General features: G+C 70.7%; 16 protein-coding genes. 10 read left to right on the top strand and 6 right to left on the bottom strand.

The window, feature by feature from the left end; translation table 11 throughout:
* Positions 1-24 precede the first annotated feature (24 nt).
* The 7 genes from aroA (at position 25) to bcp (ending at position 7,458) form a co-directional block, all read left to right on the top strand.
* Positions 25-1,389, top strand: coding sequence for a 3-phosphoshikimate 1-carboxyvinyltransferase (gene aroA / locus H563_RS0105540; RefSeq protein ID WP_022881611.1), 1,365 nt, complete (start codon positions 25-27; stop codon positions 1,387-1,389).
* Positions 1,386-2,438, top strand: a complete 1,053-nt coding sequence (rsgA, locus tag H563_RS0105535; protein WP_022881610.1) for a ribosome small subunit-dependent GTPase A — start codon at positions 1,386-1,388, stop codon at positions 2,436-2,438. The genes aroA and rsgA overlap by 4 nt, the downstream gene beginning before the upstream one ends.
* A 106-nt stretch (positions 2,439-2,544) precedes the next feature.
* Positions 2,545-3,582 (top strand): LacI family DNA-binding transcriptional regulator, encoded by a 1,038-nt coding sequence (locus H563_RS0105530; RefSeq protein WP_027479138.1) that lies wholly within the window; start codon positions 2,545-2,547, stop codon positions 3,580-3,582.
* Between the two features lie 119 nt (positions 3,583-3,701).
* Positions 3,702-5,021 carry an ABC transporter substrate-binding protein gene (locus H563_RS0105525; protein WP_027479137.1) on the top strand — a complete coding sequence of 440 codons (1,320 nt, stop codon included), beginning with the start codon at positions 3,702-3,704 and terminating at the stop codon, positions 5,019-5,021.
* A gap of 133 nt (positions 5,022-5,154) precedes the next feature.
* Positions 5,155-6,111: a carbohydrate ABC transporter permease gene (locus tag H563_RS0105520; RefSeq protein ID WP_022881607.1), complete on the top strand. Its 957-nt coding sequence runs from the start codon at positions 5,155-5,157 to the stop codon at positions 6,109-6,111.
* Positions 6,104-6,946, top strand: coding sequence for a carbohydrate ABC transporter permease (locus H563_RS0105515; RefSeq protein ID WP_022881606.1), 843 nt, complete (start codon positions 6,104-6,106; stop codon positions 6,944-6,946). Before H563_RS0105520 ends, H563_RS0105515 begins: the two co-directional genes overlap by 8 nt.
* Before the next feature lie 11 nt (positions 6,947-6,957).
* Entirely contained in the window at positions 6,958-7,458 is a 501-nt protein-coding gene (bcp, locus tag H563_RS0105510; RefSeq protein WP_022881605.1) for a thioredoxin-dependent thiol peroxidase, read from the top strand.
* Here bcp and H563_RS0105505 read toward each other — a convergent pair.
* Complete coding sequence (locus tag H563_RS0105505) at positions 7,455-7,844, bottom strand: hypothetical protein (protein WP_022881604.1); 390 nt, start codon at positions 7,842-7,844, stop codon at positions 7,455-7,457. The genes bcp and H563_RS0105505 overlap by 4 nt on opposite strands.
* 251 nt (positions 7,845-8,095) lie before the next feature.
* On the opposite strand from H563_RS0105505, the gene H563_RS0105500 reads away from it, so the two are divergent.
* The gene (locus H563_RS0105500) at positions 8,096-8,344 is read left to right on the top strand and encodes a WhiB family transcriptional regulator (RefSeq protein WP_022881603.1); all 249 of its coding nucleotides are present in this window, start codon (positions 8,096-8,098) and stop codon (positions 8,342-8,344) included.
* A gap of 124 nt (positions 8,345-8,468) precedes the next feature.
* On the opposite strand, the gene H563_RS0105495 is transcribed toward H563_RS0105500, so the two are convergent.
* The 3 genes from H563_RS0105495 to H563_RS0105485 are packed head-to-tail and all read right to left on the bottom strand — an operon-like array spanning position 8,469 to position 11,860.
* Positions 8,469-9,965, bottom strand: coding sequence for a sensor histidine kinase (locus H563_RS0105495; RefSeq protein WP_022881602.1), 1,497 nt, complete (start codon positions 9,963-9,965; stop codon positions 8,469-8,471).
* Positions 9,949-11,238, bottom strand: coding sequence for an AAA family ATPase (locus H563_RS15230; protein ID WP_022881601.1), 1,290 nt, complete (start codon positions 11,236-11,238; stop codon positions 9,949-9,951). The genes H563_RS0105495 and H563_RS15230 overlap by 17 nt, the downstream gene beginning before the upstream one ends.
* A 1-nt stretch (position 11,239) precedes the next feature.
* Positions 11,240-11,860, bottom strand: coding sequence for an SAF domain-containing protein (locus tag H563_RS0105485; RefSeq protein ID WP_027479135.1), 621 nt, complete (start codon positions 11,858-11,860; stop codon positions 11,240-11,242).
* A gap of 90 nt (positions 11,861-11,950) precedes the next feature.
* Here H563_RS0105485 and H563_RS0105480 point away from each other — a divergent pair, with 90 nt between their 5' ends.
* Positions 11,951-12,226, top strand: a complete 276-nt coding sequence (locus H563_RS0105480) for a helix-turn-helix domain-containing protein (RefSeq protein ID WP_022881600.1) — start codon at positions 11,951-11,953, stop codon at positions 12,224-12,226.
* Between the two features lie 3 nt (positions 12,227-12,229).
* Here H563_RS0105480 and H563_RS0105475 read toward each other — a convergent pair whose 3' ends face one another.
* Positions 12,230-12,814 carry a hypothetical protein gene (locus tag H563_RS0105475; RefSeq protein ID WP_022881599.1) on the bottom strand — a complete coding sequence of 195 codons (585 nt, stop codon included), beginning with the start codon at positions 12,812-12,814 and terminating at the stop codon, positions 12,230-12,232.
* Positions 12,815-12,965: 151 nt separating this feature from the next.
* On the opposite strand from H563_RS0105475, the gene H563_RS0105470 reads away from it, so the two are divergent.
* On the top strand, positions 12,966-13,382 hold the full coding sequence (locus tag H563_RS0105470) for an Rv3235 family protein (RefSeq protein WP_022881598.1): 417 nt from the start codon (positions 12,966-12,968) through the stop codon (positions 13,380-13,382).
* Between the two features lie 21 nt (positions 13,383-13,403).
* Here the strand turns inward: H563_RS0105470 and secA are convergent, their stop codons facing one another.
* Positions 13,404-16,214, bottom strand: a complete 2,811-nt coding sequence (secA, locus tag H563_RS0105465; protein ID WP_022881597.1) for a preprotein translocase subunit SecA — start codon at positions 16,212-16,214, stop codon at positions 13,404-13,406.
* Positions 16,215-16,277 lie beyond the last annotated feature (63 nt).

Below are 16,277 nucleotides of genomic sequence, written 5' to 3'. Positions count from 1 at the left end.
CCGAATCCCGGTATCCTGCAACCGATGCAGTCGCGCACCTATTCCGCTTCGGACTTCGACCCCTACGGCGACCGTCAGCGCCCCGAGAACCCGGAGCTGTGGCCCGCGCCGGTGGCGGACGGTCCGCTCGACGCGGTCGTCGCCCTGCCGGGGTCGAAGTCGCTGACCAACCGCGAGCTCGTGCTCTCCGCCCTGGCCGACGGCCCCTCCACGCTGACCGCCCCGCTGCATTCGCAGGACAGCGATCGGATGGTCGAGGCCCTCGCCGCTCTCGGAACCCGGATCGAGCGCGTGCCGTCGGCGCACCCCTTCGGCGCCGACCTGCGCATCAGCCCCGCCGACGAGCTCCTCGGCTCGACCACGATCGACTGCGGCCAGGCCGGCACGGTGATGCGCTTCACTCCCCCGCTCGCCGCGCTCGCGCTCGGCCCGACCACCTTCGACGCCGACCCCTCCGCCGTCGGCCGGCCGATGCACGCGATGATCGAGGCGCTGCGGGCGCTCGGCGTCGACCTCGCCGACGAAGGCCGCGGCAGCCTGCCGTTCACCGTGCACGGCACGGGGAGCGTCGAGGGCGGCGAGATCACCATCGACGCCTCGGCCTCCAGCCAGTTCGTGAGCGGCCTGCTGCTCTCGGCGCCGCGCTTCGAGCGCGGCCTCGTGCTGCACCACTCGGGGCAGCGCTTGCCGAGCCTGCCACACATCGAGATGACGATCGCGACCCTCGCCGCGCGCGGGGTCACGGTGGAGACCCCCGCACCCGGCACCTGGTCGGTGGCCCCGCAGCCGATCCGCGGCAGGGACGTCGCGATCGAGCCCGACCTGTCCAACGCGGCGCCGTTCCTCGCCGCCGCCGTCGCCACCGGCGGCCGCGTGACGATCACCGGCTGGCCGGAGTCCACGACCCAGGTCGGGGCGGATCTCGCCACGCTGCTGCTGAAGTTCGGGGCATCCGTCACCCGCGACGGCGACCGGCTCACCGTCACCGGCGGGCCCTCCATCTCCGGCGTCGAACTCGACCTGTCCACCGGCGGCGAGCTGGCCCCGGCCCTCGTCGCACTCGCGGCGCTGGCCGATTCGCCGAGCGAGATCACCGGCATCGGGCACATCAGGCACCACGAGACCGACCGGCTGGCCGCCCTCGCCGCCGAGGTGAACGGGCTCGGCGGCAGCGTGACCGAGTTGCCGGACGGCCTGCGCATCGAGCCGCGGCCGCTGCACGGCGGCGTGTGGCGCAGCCACAAGGACCACCGCATGTCCACGGCCGGCGCGCTGATCGGGCTCGTCACCCCCGGCGTCGAGGTGCACGACATCGGCGCGACGGCGAAGACGCTGCCCGAGTTCCCGGAACTGTGGCACGGCATGCTCGAAAAGGCATACACGCCTTGACCTGGTGGTCGGGCGACGACGCCGACGACGACGAGCCGTACGCGGAGTACGACGAGTCGGCGGTGCGCGTGCGCCCGAACCCGAAGGGCAGCAGGCCGCGCACCAAGCAGCGGCCCGAGCACGAGGACGCCGTGGTCGGGCGGGTGCTCGGCGTCGATCGCGGCAGGTACACGGTGCTGATCGACGAGGACCGGCCGACCGAGCATCAGGCGGTCGCCTCCCGCGCCCGCGAGCTGCGCCGGCAGCCGATCGTCACCGGCGACCGCGTGGACCTCGTCGGCGACACCAGCGGCGCGCCCGGCACGCTGGCCCGCATCGTGCGCATCGGCGAGCGCACCACGCTGCTGCGCCGCTCGGCCGACGACACCGACGAGGTGGAGCGCGTCATCGTGGCGAACGCCGACCAGATGCTGATCGTGGTCGCCGCCGCCAACCCCGAACCGCGCATCCGCCTCGTCGACCGCTATCTCGTCGCGGCGTTCGACGCGGGCATCGAGCCGCTGCTGTGCGTGACGAAGACCGACGTCGCCGACCCGGCGCCGTTCCTCGCGAACTTCGCCGGTCTGGAGCGTTTGACCGTCTTCACGAGCTCGCCCGCGCACGTGCCGCTGGACGAGCTGAACGCATGCCTCATCGGGCATACGACCGTCGCGGTGGGGCACTCGGGGGTCGGCAAGTCCACCCTCGTGAACGCGCTCGTCCCCGACGCGCACCGCGCCATCGGCCACGTGAACGAGGTGACCGGGCGCGGCCGGCACACCTCGAGTTCGACGGTCTCCCTGCGCGTGCGATCGGATGCCGGCACCGGCTGGATCATCGACACCCCCGGCGTGCGCAGCTTCGGCCTCGGCCATGTCGACCCGGCCAACATCCTGCGCGGCTTCCCCGACCTCGACCGGGTCGCGCAGGAGTGCCCGCGCGGCTGCACGCATCTGCCGGACGCACCGGACTGCGCCATCGCCGAGGCGGTGGAGCGCGGTGAGCTCGGCCCGAGCGGCGCCGCGCGCCTCGACTCGCTGCAGCGCCTGCTGCTCGCGCTCGCCGGCTGAGCCCTCACCGGGTGCGGCCCACCCTGTGCTGAACCGGTTCAACTGCCGCTATCGTTGTCGGCGACAACCCACGATGACGAGGTCGGTGGAGAGGCAGGTGGCCCGCATGTCGAAGGTGACGATCGCGACGATCGCCGAGCGGCTGGGCGTGTCGAAGGCATCCGTCTCCTACGCGCTCAACGGCCGGCCCGGCGTCAGCGATCAGACCCGGGAGCGCGTGCTCGCCCTCGCCGAGGAACTCGGCTGGCACCCCAGCTCGAGCGCCCGCGCCCTGTCGCGCTCGAGATCGGATGCGATCGGCATGGTGCTGCGTCGCGACCCGACCCTGCTCGGCACCGAGCCCTACTACATGCGCCTGCTCGAGGGCGTCGAGGACGTGCTCTCGCAGGCCGGGCAGAGCCTGCTGCTGCGCATGGTCGGCACCGCCCCCGGCCGCGACATCGAGGTGTACGAGCGCTGGGCGGCCGAGCGACGGGTGGACGGCGTGATCGTGCTCGACCGGGCCATCGACGACAAGCGCCCGGCCCTGCTCGACCGGCTCGGCCTCCCGTACGTCCTGCACGGCGTGCTGCCCGGAGACGAACCGGGCGCCGAGCGCATCGAAGACCAGCATCGCGACGCCGAGCAGCTGGTGCAGCACCTCTTCGAACTCGGCCACCGCGACGTCGCGCACGTCACGGGGCCCCTGGGCTACGCACACGAGCTCGACCGCACCCAGGCGGTGACGCGCGAGGCGGCCGCGCGCGGCATGCGGGTGCGCTTCCTCGAGGCCGACTACACCTTCGACAGCGCCGAAGCCCTCGTGACCGGCCTGCTCGGCGAGCCCGAGGTGCCGACCGCGATCATCGCGTCGAACGACCTGATGGCCCTCGGCGCGCTCTCGGCGCTGCGCAAGGGCGAGGCGCAGGGCCTCGCTCTCGTGAGCTGGGACGACTCGGTGCTGTGCCGCTTCTCCTCCCCCACGATCACGGCGCTGGACAGGTTCCCCGACGAGCAGGGCAGGCGCAGCGCGACGCGCCTGCTGCAGCTGCTCGCCGGCGAGGAGCCGACGGCCGTGCGACCCACGCCGAGCTCGCTGCTCGTGCGGGAATCGAGCCGGGCCGCCAGTGCGTCAGACGCGCCACAGGGCGCGATTGCGAACTGAATCGGTTCAGTTATGCTTGAGGCGATCGAGCGGCGGCCGACCGGCGTCGGCGGCTGTTGCCGCGCGGTCGATCACACCATGAGCACACCCACACCGTGCACAAGAGACAAGGAAGTCACATGGCCAAGAAAAGAGTCATGCTCGTCGGCGCGCTCGCGGCGGCGACCGTGGCCATCGCCCTCAGCGGCTGCAGCAGCAACTCCGGCTCGAGCGACAAGAACGTCACCCTCGAGTACTGGGCGAGCAACCAGGGAACGAGCCTCGCCAACGACAAGAAGGTGCTCACGCCCGTTCTGAACAAGTTCACGAAGCAGACCGGCATCAAGGTCAACCTGACGGTCATCGGGTGGAACGACCTGCAGAACAAGATCAACACCGCGATCTCGAGCAACCAGGGCCCCGACGTGGTCAACATCGGCAACACCTGGGGGCCCGCGTTCCAGGCATCCGGCGCGTTCGTCGACCTGAGCGAGCACGCCGACGCCATCGGCGGGCTCGACAAGTTCGCCACCACGGCCCTGAACGCCGGCAGTCAGAAGGGCAAGACCGACCACCCGGCATCCGTGCCCCTGTACGGCCTGGCCTACGGCCTCTACTACAACAAGGCGCTCTTCAAGGCGGCCGGCATCACCACGCCGCCCACCACGTGGGAGGAGTTCGTCGCCGACGCCAAGAAGCTGACCGACCCGTCCAAGGGCCAGTACGGCGTGGCCATCGCGGGCGCGTCGTACACCGAGAACGTGCACTTCGCGTTCCTCACCGCCGCCCAGAACGGCGCCGAGTTCTACGACGGCGACAAGCCGACCTTCACCTCCGACGCGATCGTCTCCGGCGTGCAGCGCTACCTCGACCTGATCGGCAAGGACAAGGTGGTGAACCCCGACGACGCCCAGCTCGACAACGGATCCGACCCGCTGCAGGAGCTCGCGCAGGGCAAGGCCGCCATGGTGCTCTCGCAGAACAACGCCGACGCGACGCTGCTCTCGCAGGGCATGAAGGAGGGCGACTACGGCGTGACCAACCTGCCGTGGCCGGCCGACACCCCCGCGGAAGACCAGATCTCGACCTTCCCGGCCGGCATCAACATCGCGATCTTCAGCTACACCCAGCACCTCGACCAGGCGCTCAAGTTCGTCAAGTACATGACGAGCGAGGACACCCAGGCGACGCTGGACAAGCCCTACAAGACGCTGCCCGTGCTGAAGGACGCATCGCCGTCGTTCACCGACGACGCGGACGAGGCGAAGGTCTTCACCACCGCCTACAACGAGCAGTCGAAGGTGCTGCCGCAGGTCGCGACCGAGGGTGACTTCGAGTCCGCCGTCGGCAAGGCCGTCACCAACCTGATCGCCGACATCGCCCAGGGCAAGAACGTCAGCGCCTCGGACATCAAGAAGGCGCTGTCCGACGCGCAGACCACCGTCGAGGCCGCCGGATAACCAGCCGGCGGCACTCCTCCCGCGTGGGGCGCCTCGGCGCCGCACCCGCCTGAGGGCCGTCGCGAGCTTCGCGGCGGCCCTCGGGCGCACCACACCGGAGGAGTCCCTTCCACGGGAAAGGAAGACCAGACCCATGTCGGCAACGACCGCGCCGTCCCCGAGCGGCGCACCGGGGCGCAGCGGCCTGCGCAAGGGCTGGTGGCTGCCCTACGCGCTGCTCGGCCCCGCCGTCATCTTCGAGATCCTCGTGCACATCATCCCGATGGTCACGGGCATCTGGATGAGCTTCATCAAGCTCACCCGCATCTACCTGAGGAACTGGGGCCAGGCGCCCGTCGTCGGCCTCGGCAACTACAAGACGTCGCTCGACTTCTCGTCGTCGATCGGCCAGGGCATCCTGCATTCGTTCCTGATCACGTGCGGGTTCACGATCATCGTGCTCGCGCTGTCCTGGGGCTTCGGCATGGCGGCGGCCGTCGCGCTGCAGCGCCCCTTCCCGGGCCGCGGCCTGTTCCGCACGGTCTTCCTGATCCCCTACGCCCTGCCGATCTACGCCGGCATCATCACCTGGAAGTTCATGTTCCAGCGCTCCACCGGGGCGATCAACCACATCCTGGTCGACCAACTGCACCTGCTCGGCGACAAGCCGTTCTGGCTGATCGGCGGCAACGCGTTCTGGGCGATCGTGATCGTCGCGATCTGGCGCACCTGGCCGTTCGCGTTCCTGATGCTGATGGCGGGGCTCCAGTCCATCCCGAGCGACGTGTACGAGGCATCCGCGGTCGACGGCGCCAAGCCGTTCCGTCAGTGGCGGTCGATCACGCTGCCGATGCTGCGCCCCGTGAACACGGTGCTGATCCTCGTCATGTTCCTGTGGACGTTCAACGACTTCAACACGCCGTTCGTGCTGTTCGGCTCGACCGCGCAGCCGCCGGCCGGGGATCTGATCTCGTTCCACATCTACGACGCCTCGTTCCTGACCTGGAACTTCGGCTACGGCAGCGCCATGTCCGTGCTGCTGCTCGTCTTCCTGCTCATCGTCACGAGCATCTACCTGCTCGTCATCAACCGGAGGTCGCAGCGTGCGTGAGTCTGCCGGCATCAAGGTCTTCCGGGTCGTCACGATCGTCGTCCTGACGGCGTTCGTGATCGTCCCCCTCTACGTGATGATCACGTCCTCGCTCAAGCCGCTCGGCGAGGTGCGCAACGCCTTCTCCTGGTTCCCGCAGCACCTCACCCTGACCCCGTACGTCGACATCTGGTCGACGGTGCCGCTCGCGCAGTACTTCGCGAACAGCGTCGTCGTGTGCGTCATCGCGACGGCCATCAGCCTCGTGCTGGCGATCTTCGCCTCGTACGCCGTCTCGCGCTGGCGGTTCAAGGGCCGCACCGTGTTCACCACGACGGTGCTGTCGACGCAGATGTTCCCCGGCGTGCTGTTCCTGCTGCCGCTGTTCCTGATCTTCACCAACATCACCACCGCGACCCACATCCCGCTGATCGGCACCCGGCTCGGCCTGATCATCACCTACCTGACGTTCACGCTGCCGTTCTCGATCTGGATGCTCGCCGGGTACTTCGACGGCATCCCGCGCGAGCTGGACGAGGCGGCGATGGTCGACGGCAACGGCCCGATGGGCGCCCTGTGGCGGGTCGTGCTGCCCGCGGCGCGTCCCGGCATCGTGGCGGTGGCGATCTACGGTTTCATGACCGCCTGGGGCGAGGTGCTGTTCGCCTCGGTGCTGACGACGCAGCAGAACCAGATGACGCTGGCGATCGGCCTGCAGCAGTACTCGACGCAGACCAACGTGTACTGGAACCAGATCATGGCCGCCTCGCTGGTGGTTTCGGTGCCGATCGTCGTCATGTTCCTGCTGCTGCAGCGCAGCTTCGTCGCGGGGCTGACGGCGGGCGCGGTCAAGTAATCTCGAGAGAGATGAGCACCACCAGCGAGGAGACCCTGCCCAGCAGCATCCGTCTCGCCCCCGGCGACCGGGCGCCCGGCTTCACCCTCCCTGACAAGGACGGCCGGCCGGTCTCGCTCTCCGACTTCGCCGGAGAAGACGTGATCGTCTACTTCTACCCGGCCGCGTCGACCCCCGCGTGCACGACGCAGGCCTGCGACTTCCGCGACAACCTCGGCGAGCTGGCGGATGCCGGCTACGCGGTGCTCGGCGTCTCGAAGGACGCCCCCGCCGCCCTCGCGGCGTTCGCCGCGGCCGAGCACCTCGACTTCCCGCTGCTCTCCGACGAGTCGCTCGAAGTGCACCGCGCGTACGGCGTGTGGGGGCAGAAGCAGCTCTACGGCAAGACGGTCGTGGGCGTGCTGCGCTCCACCTTCGTCGTGCGCCCCGACGGCACGCTCGCGCACGCCCTCTACAACGTGAAGGCGAAGGGGCACCTGAACATGCTGCGCAAGAAGCTGAAGCTCGCCTAACGGCGCGGCGCGTCGTCGACGGATGCCTCGGGCCGCCGGCCGACCGCGCGCGTCACCTGCGGGGTGAACAGCAGCCCCAGGCCGACGAGGCCGAGCACGAGCAACGCGACGCCGAGCCCGGCTCCCCCGATCAGATCCTCGAACGCGCCGGCGGCGACGGCGAGTTGCACCAGCTGCCACACGGTCGCGAGGCCGCGCATCCACGAGGCCGCGAGCCACGCCCCCGCGGCCGCCGCGCCGACCCAGAGGAAGCCGATCACCACGCACACGAGAAGCGCGACACCGTCGGCCTCCGACTTCGCACCATTGCCCGCCAGCGCGAGGCCCGACAGAATGACTGCGGCGAGCACCGCGACCGCCTCGATGCTGAGCAGGGCCGCGAGCACGGTGAGGAGCGGGGGCCGTGTAGCAGATGAAGATTGCAGGCGTGTGTTCACAGAGTTATCCCATACGAAACTATTGATCCGGGGGTGTCCCCCGTGGGAGGATATCTGAGTTCGAGTTTTCGCTCACGGGGCTGTGGGCAGGTCTAGTAACCCACCGGATTCAGGCCCTGTCACTCGACTTTCCTGTTCGCCGACGAGGCGCCACCCGAATCTCCTCGTCTGCCTGCTGTAAGACCAGAAGGAGCACACGTATGGACTGGCGCGACAAAGCCGCTTGCCTCACCGCCGACCCCGAGCTGTTCTTCCCGGTGGGCAACACGGGCCCGGCCGTCGACCAGATCGAGAAGGCCAAGGCCGTGTGCGGCCGTTGCACCGTCACCGAGATCTGCCTGCAGTACGCCCTCGAGACCGGTCAGGACTCGGGCGTGTGGGGCGGTCTCTCCGAAGACGAGCGCCGCGCCCTGAAGCGCCGCGCGGCCCGCGCCCGTCGCGCCAGCTGAGCGGTACGCCGCGCACCGCGCTCCACAAGCGAGCGACTTGCTCGCCCGCGAACGCGGGAACCCGAAAAGCCGACCGCGGTGCGCCGGGCGAGCACCGGCGCACACGACAAGCACAGCCCTCAGCTCAAGCCTTGCTTGAACTGAGGTACCTGAGCGGGATCTCCACCGTCACCTCGGTGCCGGCGCCCACCATGGTGTGCCAGTCGATCGCACCGCCCAGTTCGCCCTGGATCAGGGTGCGCACGATCTGCGTGCCGAGGCCGCTGCCGACCTTCCCTTCGGGCAGCCCGACTCCGTCGTCGATGACTTTCACGGAGAGCATCTCCCCCGTGCGTTCGGCGACGATCTGCACCTCGCCCGAGCGGTCGGCGAGCCCGTGCTCGACCGCGTTGGTGACCAGCTCGGTCAGCGCCAGGGCGAGCGGCGTGGCGTATTCGCTCGGCAGCACACCGAAGGTGCCCGACTTGGTCGGCCGCACGGTGGTGTTGTGGCTCGAGGCGACCTCGGTGATGAGCATCAGCACGCGGTCGAAGACCGTGTCGAAGTCGACGGCCTGCGCGAGCCCTTCCGACAGGGTGTCGTGCACGACGGCGATCGCCGCCACGCGGCGCATCGCCTGACCGAGCGCCTCCTTCGCCTCGTCGGAGTGCGAGCGCCGGGCCTGGATGCGCAGCAGCGAGGCCACCGTCTGCAGGTTGTTCTTGACCCGGTGGTGGATCTCGCGGATCGTCGCATCCTTGGTGATCAGCTCCCGCTCCTGGTGCCGCATCTCGGTGACGTCGCGCACCAGCACGATGGCGCCCACGCGCTCGCCGCGGTTGCGGATCGGAATGGCCCGCAGCGAGATCGTCACGCCCCGTACGTCGACGTCGGTGCGCCACGGCGCACGCCCCGTGACGACCAGCGGCAGTGATTCGTCGATGGCGGTGTGCCCGGTGAGCAGCGAGGTCGTGACCTCCGCCAGCGACTCGCCCTCGAGCTCGTCGGTGAACCCGATGCGGTTGAACGCGGAGAGGGCGTTGGGGCTCGCGAAGGTGGTGATGCCCTCGACGTCGAGGCGGATGAGGCCGTCGGACGCGCGGGGGGCGCCGCGGCGCGGTCCGCTCGGCGCCCCGAGGTCGGGGAAGTCGCCCGTGGCGATCATGGCGAACAGGTCGTTCGCGCAGTCGTTGAAGGTCAGCTCCTGACGCCCGGGCGTGCGGGCCTCGCTGAGGTTCGTGTGCCGGGTGAGCACCGCGATCGGGGCATCCGTCGTCTTCGCGCTGCTCGACCCGAGCCGGCGCAGCACCGGAACGGCGCGCACGCGCGTCGGGGTCTCCTCATACCACTCCGGCGCGCTCGAGTCGACGATGCGGCCGGTCTCGAACGCCTCGGTCACCTGCTGCCGCCACTCGGGGCGGATGCTCTGCCCGACGATGTCGCGGTAGAAGAGCGTCGCCGCGCTGGAGGGGCGCGAGTGCGCCACGGCGATGAACCCGTCGTCGGTGGGAACCCACAGCACGATGTCGGCGAAGGCCAGATCGGCCAGCAGCTGCCCGTCGCCGACCAGCATGTGCATCCACTCGATGTCCTCAGGAGTGGAGCGGCCGTGGGCGATGACGAGGTCACTGAGGGTGGACACCCTGCCAGTCTAGGGCGGCGCCTGCGGCCGGATCCGGGGCGGGGCGGGGCCGCCCCCGCCGGGCAGGGCGGGTGCGGCGGCGACCCGGTGCGGGCTCCTCGACGCCGAGGATCGGCCCGGTCACCAGCTGGCGGACGGCCAGGCGCGCGGCCGAGCGGGGTGCCACGGCGGCAAGGGGCTGGGCGGTGCGCATCGCCAGGTCGAACGCCGGCTGGTCCTCGGGCACCAGCGCCGCCGGCACCATGCCGCCGAAGCGCTCGAGCGCGGCGGCGATCTGCGCCTCGGGGCGGGCGCCGACGACGCCCTCGCGCACCCGGTTGACGACGACGTGGCTCCGCGCCCCGGCGGCGAGCCGGGCGGCCTCGGGCTGGCAGCGCAGCAGCCGTGATAGACCGACCGGGTCGGCGGCGCCGACGCAGACGAGCTGCGTCGCCGCCTCGAGCGCCGCGAGGGTGGCCGCGTTCCGGCGCGGGGCGAACAGGTCGCTCGCGATCTCTTCGTCGGCCTCGAGGTTGAACCCCACGTCGACGACGACATGCTGGAACCAGCCGGCGAGCGCGGCGAGCACACGGCCGACCCGGTCCTGGCCGAGCTCGGGCCAGCGGGAGGCGCGGGCGATGCCGGTGAGCACGGCGAGCGCGCCCCGCGGGGTCGGCACGTACTGGGCGACGCGGTCGATCTCCACGCGGGTGAGCTGCCCGGCTCCCGCGAGCCGGCAGGCGGCGGCGAAGCCGGGCGCCTCGTCGAGCAGACCGAGCCACGGCGCGACCGAGCCGCCGTAGCTGTCGGCGTCGACGAGGGCGACGTGCGCGCCGGTCAGGGCGAGCTCGGCGGCGATCGACACGGCGAGGCTGGTGCGGCCGGGTGCGCCGGTGGGCCCCCACACGACGATCACGGATGCTTCCCCGCCCGGCCCGTCGCCGCCGCCGGTCGGGGCGGCCGGGGTCTCCAGCATCCGTTCGAACTCGGGCCAGTCCGCCGGCTGCGGCACCACGTCGGCCACGCCCGCCCCGCGGGCCAGGGCGCGCGCCTCGTCGTCGGCCGCGATCGCGACCAGCCGGGTGCCGGCGGAGGCGGCCGCCTGCCGCAGCTCGGGCGTGATGCGCAGCGGGGCCGCTGTGACCACGGCGATGTCGACGCGGTGCGCGGCGAGCACCCCGGCCAGCTCGCCGGCGGTCTGCACCCGGGCGAGCACCGCGTGGCCCGCATCGAGCGCGCCGGTCAGCAGCGCATCCTCCGCGTGGCGGTCGAGGCAGAAGGCGAGCTGGGCCATGTCAGTCCCCCGCCGGGAGCACGGACACGACGTCGCCGTTCGCGATCGCCTCGAGCAGCGACGGCGCCGACTCCTTGGGGATGCGAACCTCGACGGAGACGCCCGACGAGGAGCCGAGGCCGTCGTCCGACACGAGCCGCACCACCGTGGCGCCGGATACGAGGACCTGCGGCGGGGAGGACGTGCCGCCCGTGGCGGGGGCGGCGGCCGCCCACACGTCGACGGCTCGGCCGGTGTCGACCGACTCGGGCAGCTGGCCGTCGACCTCGACGACGACGCTCGTGGTGTTCTGCCCGGCGGCGGTGCCGAGCGCACCCCGCGGCACGAGCTCCCCCTTCTCGACGGTGCGGGTCACGACCGCGCCCGGCTTGGGCGGGGCGGCGAGGTAGGAGGCCTGGGCGGAGCCCAGCCGCACCCGGACCGCGACGATGTCGTCGGCGTCGATCCGGTCGCCCGCGGCGAGCGCGTGCCGTGCCGCATAGACGACCTCGGTGCGGTCGGCGAGCGCCAGCAGGGTGCTCACCCCGGCGATGGAGGCGACGACGAGCAGCACGCCGACGACGAAGCGCGGTTCGAGCCACACGGGCCGCGGGCGGGGCGGGACGGCGACGGGCTGTGTCATGCCGACCATGGTGGAGCAAGCGGCCGACTCTGGGCGCGAAGTTATCCACAGTGCGGACGCGCGCGACGCGGTGCGGTCATAATCGACAGCATGGCCCCTCAGTCCGCAGGCGACGCGATCCGGTTCCTCACCGTCGCCGACACGGCCGAGATCCTCAACGTCGAGGTCTCCGAGGTGATGGCGTTGGTCGAGTCGGGCGAGCTGCCGGCGATCCAGGTCGGGCCGCAGTGGCGCATCGAGCGCGAGGTGCTCGAGTCGTACATCTCGAGCCTGTACGAGCAGCAGCGTCGCCGTGCGCTGTGGGAGCAGTCCGACTTTGCGAGTCTCGCCGAGCTGTCGGGCGGCACGATCATCCGGCCCGAGTAGCGCTCACACCGCGACGCGGGCGAGGGCCGACAGGGCGATGAGCCGCAGTTCGGTCACCGCGCGGGCACGCCGGGCCGCGCCGCGCTCGTGCACGGCGAGCTCGAGGTGGTCGGCGCCGACGCGGTCGATCGTGCCGTGCACCGGCACGGCATGCCCGAGCGCGAACACGTCGACCGGCACGCGGCGGCGGGCGAGGTCGCGCAGGGGCACTCCGACGCCGATACGGGCGGCGAGGGCCTCGCGGGCGGCGCCTGAGGGAGGCATCCGCTCGCTGCTCGCGCGTGCCTGCTCGAGCGTGAGCGAGAGCGCCGTCACCGCGTCGAGGCGCACGATGCATGCCCCGGCGTCGGCGAGGTCGGCGGAGAACCAGTCCTTGCCGACCGTGCCGGGTGTGAGGCTCAGCACCGACCCGTCGACGAGTTGCGCACGGATGCCCGAGCCGAGGCCCGCGAGCGTCGACAGCCGCTCCCGCAGGGTCAGCCGGGCCAGCCGCAACCGCTCCTCCTCTGCCTCGCGTGCGGCGCCCTGGGCGGCGAGCTCCGTCTCGAGCTGACCCTCGAGATCCTCGAAGAGCTTGTCGAAGCGCATGCCGGGCACGGTACCGCGGTGTCTCGTGCCCGGGCGCGAGTTGCTAACAGGGCACATAAACCCTGGACACCCGCGTCTGCCCCCTGAAAGAGTCACGTCACCGATCTCACGCACAGGGGTCGGCGGCATCGTCTTCGGGGGAATCACGCACATGAGCCCACAGTCCGCTGCGGCGCAGCGTTCACGCATCGACACCGACGAGTTCTTCGGGGTGCAGCGCACCACCGACCTGCCCGACCCGGCGCCGCTGATCGCCAACCTGACGCGCTGCGTCATCGAGATCGTCGCCGGGGCGCGCGATCTCGAGCAGCTCTCCCGATGGGTGACCGAGGGGGTCTATCTGGGGCTGATGCGCCGGGCCACCTTCGCCGCGCGGGCACGATCGCTGAAGGGCGTGGCGCCGCAGCGGCCGCGCCTGGTCATCCTCTCCACGCACACCTGCGAGCCGGCGCCCGGCGTCGTCGAGGCGGCCGTCGTCGTGCAGATGCCCGGCCGCGTGCGGGCGGTCGCCCTGCGGCTCGAGGGGCTCGACCGCCGCTGGCGGGCGACGAGCATCAGCCTGCTGTGACGGCGGCCGCGTCGCGGCGGGTCAGCCCCGACGACGGTTCTGGGCGCGGCGTTCGGCGCGGTTCTGCGGTGCCGGAGTGTCGGCCTCGGAGCGCTGGCCGAAGGCCCCGCGCGAACCGCCCTGGGCTGCGGCCGGGCGGTCGTCGGTCTGCTGCGCCTCGCGGCGCCGGGCGGCGCGCTCCGCGCGTTCCGTCGCGGCGCGGTCGACCTGGCCGCCCTGTCCGCGCACCTCGACGCCGCCCGAGTCGCTCGGCGCGGTGTACGACAGCCCCTGCTGCTCCTGCGACTGAGTGAGCCCCTTCGCCTCGACCCCGGCGACCTCGCCGCCGGCCTGCGTGACCTCGACATCGAGGTTGAACAGGAAGCCGATGGTCTCCTCGCGGATCGCGCCCATCATCTGCTGGTACATCGCGAAGCCCTCGCGCTGGTACTCGACCAGCGGGTCGCGCTGCGCCATGGCGCGCAGGCCGATGCCGTCCTTGAGGTAGTCCATCTCGTAGAGGTGGTCGCGCCAGCGGCGGTCGATGACCGAGAGCACCACGCGCCGCTCGAGCTCGCGCATCGCATCGGAGCCGAGCTGCTCCTCGCGGCGCTGGTAGGCCAGGTGCGCGTCGGAGAGGATCTCGCGACGCATGAACTCGCGGTTGATGCGGCCCTTCGACCCGGCCTCGGCCACGACCTCGTCGATGGTGATGCCGACGGGGTACAGCGTCTTCAGCTCGGCCCACAGGGCGTCGAAGTCCCAGTCGTCGCCGTTGCCCTCGCCGGTGTGGGTGTCGAGGATCTCGTCGATGACGTCGTCGAGGAACTTCTGCACCCGCTCGTGCAGGTCGTCGCCCTCGAGGATCTGGCGGCGGTCGGCGTAGATCGCCTCGCGCTGCCGGTTCAGCACGTCGTCGTACTTCAGCACGTTCTTGCGGATCTCGGCGTTGCGGGCCTCGACCTGCGCCTGAGCCGAGCGGATGGCGCGGCTGACGATCTTCGACTCGATCGCCAGGTCGTCCGGCGTGCCCGCCCGCCCCATCAGCGACTCGGCGGCGCCGGCGTTGAACAGGCGCATCAGGTCGTCGGTGAGCGACAGGTAGAAGCGGCTCTCACCCGGGTCGCCCTGACGGCCGGAGCGGCCGCGCAGTTGGTTGTCGATGCGGCGCGACTCGTGGCGCTCGGTGCCGAGCACGTAGAGGCCGCCGGCCTCCTTGACCTTCTCGGCCTCCTCGGCGACCTCGACCTTGATGCGCTCGTAGGTCTCGTCCCACGCGGCCTGGTACTCGTCCGGCGTGTCCTCCGGGCTGAGACCGCGCGAGTTCAGCTCGGCGACGGTCAAGAACTCCACGTTGCCGCCGAGCATGATGTCGGTGCCGCGGCCGGCCATGTTCGTCGCGACGGTGACCGCGCCGAGGCGGCCGGCCTGCGCGACGATCGCGGCCTCACGGGCGTGGTTCTTCGCGTTCAGCACCTCGTGCTTCACGCCGCGCTTGGCCAGCAGTCGCGACAGGTACTCGCTCTTCTCCACCGAGGTGGTGCCGACGAGCACCGGCTGGCCCTTGGCGTGGCGCTGCACGATGTCCTCGGCGACCTGGGCGAACTTCGCCTCCTCGTTCTTGTAGACGAGGTCGGGCATGTCCTTGCGGATCATCGGCTTGTTCGTGGGGATGGGCACGACGCCGAGCTTGTAGGTGGACATGAACTCGGCCGCCTCGGTCTCGGCGGTACCGGTCATGCCCGACAGCTTCTTGTAGAGGCGGAAGTAGTTCTGCAGCGTGATGGTGGCGAGGGTCTGGTTCTCGGCCTTGACCGGCACGCCCTCCTTCGCCTCGATCGCCTGATGGATGCCCTCGTTGTAGCGCCGGCCCATCAGGATGCGGCCGGTGTGCTCGTCGACGATGAGCACCTCGTCGTTCATGACGACGTAGTCCTTGTCGCGCTTGAACAGCGCGTTGGCCTTGATCGCGTTGTTCAGGAAGGAGATCAGCGGGGTGTTCGCCGACTCGTAGAGGTTGTCGATGCCCAGATAGTCCTCGACCTTGGCGATGCCGGACTCGAGCACCCCGACGGTGCGCTTCTTCTCGTCGACCTCGTAGTCCTCGCCGGGCACGAGGCGCGTGGCGATGCGCGCGAATTCGTTGAACCAGCGGTTCGCCTCGCCGGAGGCGGGGCCGGAGATGATGAGCGGGGTGCGCGCCTCGTCGATGAGGATCGAGTCGACCTCGTCGACGATCGCGAAGTTGTGGCCGCGCTGCACCATGTCGCTGGCCTGCCACGCCATGTTGTCGCGCAGGTAGTCGAAGCCGAACTCGTTGTTGGTGCCGTACGTGATGTCGGCGGCGTACTGCTCGCGGCGCTCGGCCGGCGACTGGCCGGCGAGGATCACGCCGGTGCTCATGCCGAGGGCGCGGAAGACGCGGCCCATCAGCTCGCTCTGGTAGGACGCGAGGAAGTCGTTGGTGGTGACCACGTGCACACCGCGGCTCGGGATCGCGTTGAGGTAGGCGGCGGTGGTCGCGACGAGGGTCTTGCCCTCACCGGTCTTCATCTCGGCGATGTTGCCGAGGTGCAGGGCGGCGCCGCCCATGATCTGCACGTCGAAGTGCCGCATGCCGAGGGTGCGCTGGGCGGCTTCGCGCACGGCCGCGAACGCCTCGGGCAGCAGGTCGTCGAGGCTCTCGCCGTCGGCGTAGCGCTCGCGCAGGTGGACGGTCTCGTCGCGCAGTTCTTCGTCGGTGAGCGCTTTGAAGTCGTCTTCGAGCGCGTTGACCGCGCGGGTGTACGCCTCGAGGCGACGGCGTATGCGACCTTCTCCGACGCGCAAGACCTTTTCGAGAACTGAGGCCACGGGCTTATCTCTCCCCTGTGTCGGGCGGTGAACCCGATCAGTCTACCTATGGCGCTCTGTCAT

The sequence above is a fragment of the Gryllotalpicola ginsengisoli DSM 22003 genome (assembly GCF_000419445.1).
GTDB classification, from domain to species: Bacteria; Actinomycetota; Actinomycetes; order Actinomycetales; family Microbacteriaceae; genus Gryllotalpicola; species Gryllotalpicola ginsengisoli.
Note: the sequence above shows the minus strand (reverse complement) of the source record. Positions and strands in the feature narration are given on the sequence as shown.

Excerpts from the sequence above, each read along its gene's own strand:
- aroA (WP_022881611.1), top strand. The coding sequence starts at position 25 with ATGCAGTCGCGCACCTATTCCGCTTCGGACTTCGACCCCTACGGCGAC.
- H563_RS0105530 (WP_027479138.1), top strand. The coding sequence starts at position 2,545 with ATGTCGAAGGTGACGATCGCGACGATCGCCGAGCGGCTGGGCGTGTCG.
- H563_RS0105525 (WP_027479137.1), top strand. The coding sequence starts at position 3,702 with ATGGCCAAGAAAAGAGTCATGCTCGTCGGCGCGCTCGCGGCGGCGACC.
- H563_RS0105520 (WP_022881607.1), top strand. The coding sequence starts at position 5,155 with ATGTCGGCAACGACCGCGCCGTCCCCGAGCGGCGCACCGGGGCGCAGC.
- bcp (WP_022881605.1), top strand. The coding sequence starts at position 6,958 with ATGAGCACCACCAGCGAGGAGACCCTGCCCAGCAGCATCCGTCTCGCC.
- H563_RS0105500 (WP_022881603.1), top strand. The coding sequence starts at position 8,096 with ATGGACTGGCGCGACAAAGCCGCTTGCCTCACCGCCGACCCCGAGCTG.
- H563_RS15230 (WP_022881601.1), bottom strand. The coding sequence starts at position 11,238 with ATGGCCCAGCTCGCCTTCTGCCTCGACCGCCACGCGGAGGATGCGCTG.
- H563_RS0105485 (WP_027479135.1), bottom strand. The coding sequence starts at position 11,860 with ATGACACAGCCCGTCGCCGTCCCGCCCCGCCCGCGGCCCGTGTGGCTC.
- H563_RS0105480 (WP_022881600.1), top strand. The coding sequence starts at position 11,951 with ATGGCCCCTCAGTCCGCAGGCGACGCGATCCGGTTCCTCACCGTCGCC.
- H563_RS0105475 (WP_022881599.1), bottom strand. The coding sequence starts at position 12,814 with ATGCGCTTCGACAAGCTCTTCGAGGATCTCGAGGGTCAGCTCGAGACG.
- H563_RS0105470 (WP_022881598.1), top strand. The coding sequence starts at position 12,966 with ATGAGCCCACAGTCCGCTGCGGCGCAGCGTTCACGCATCGACACCGAC.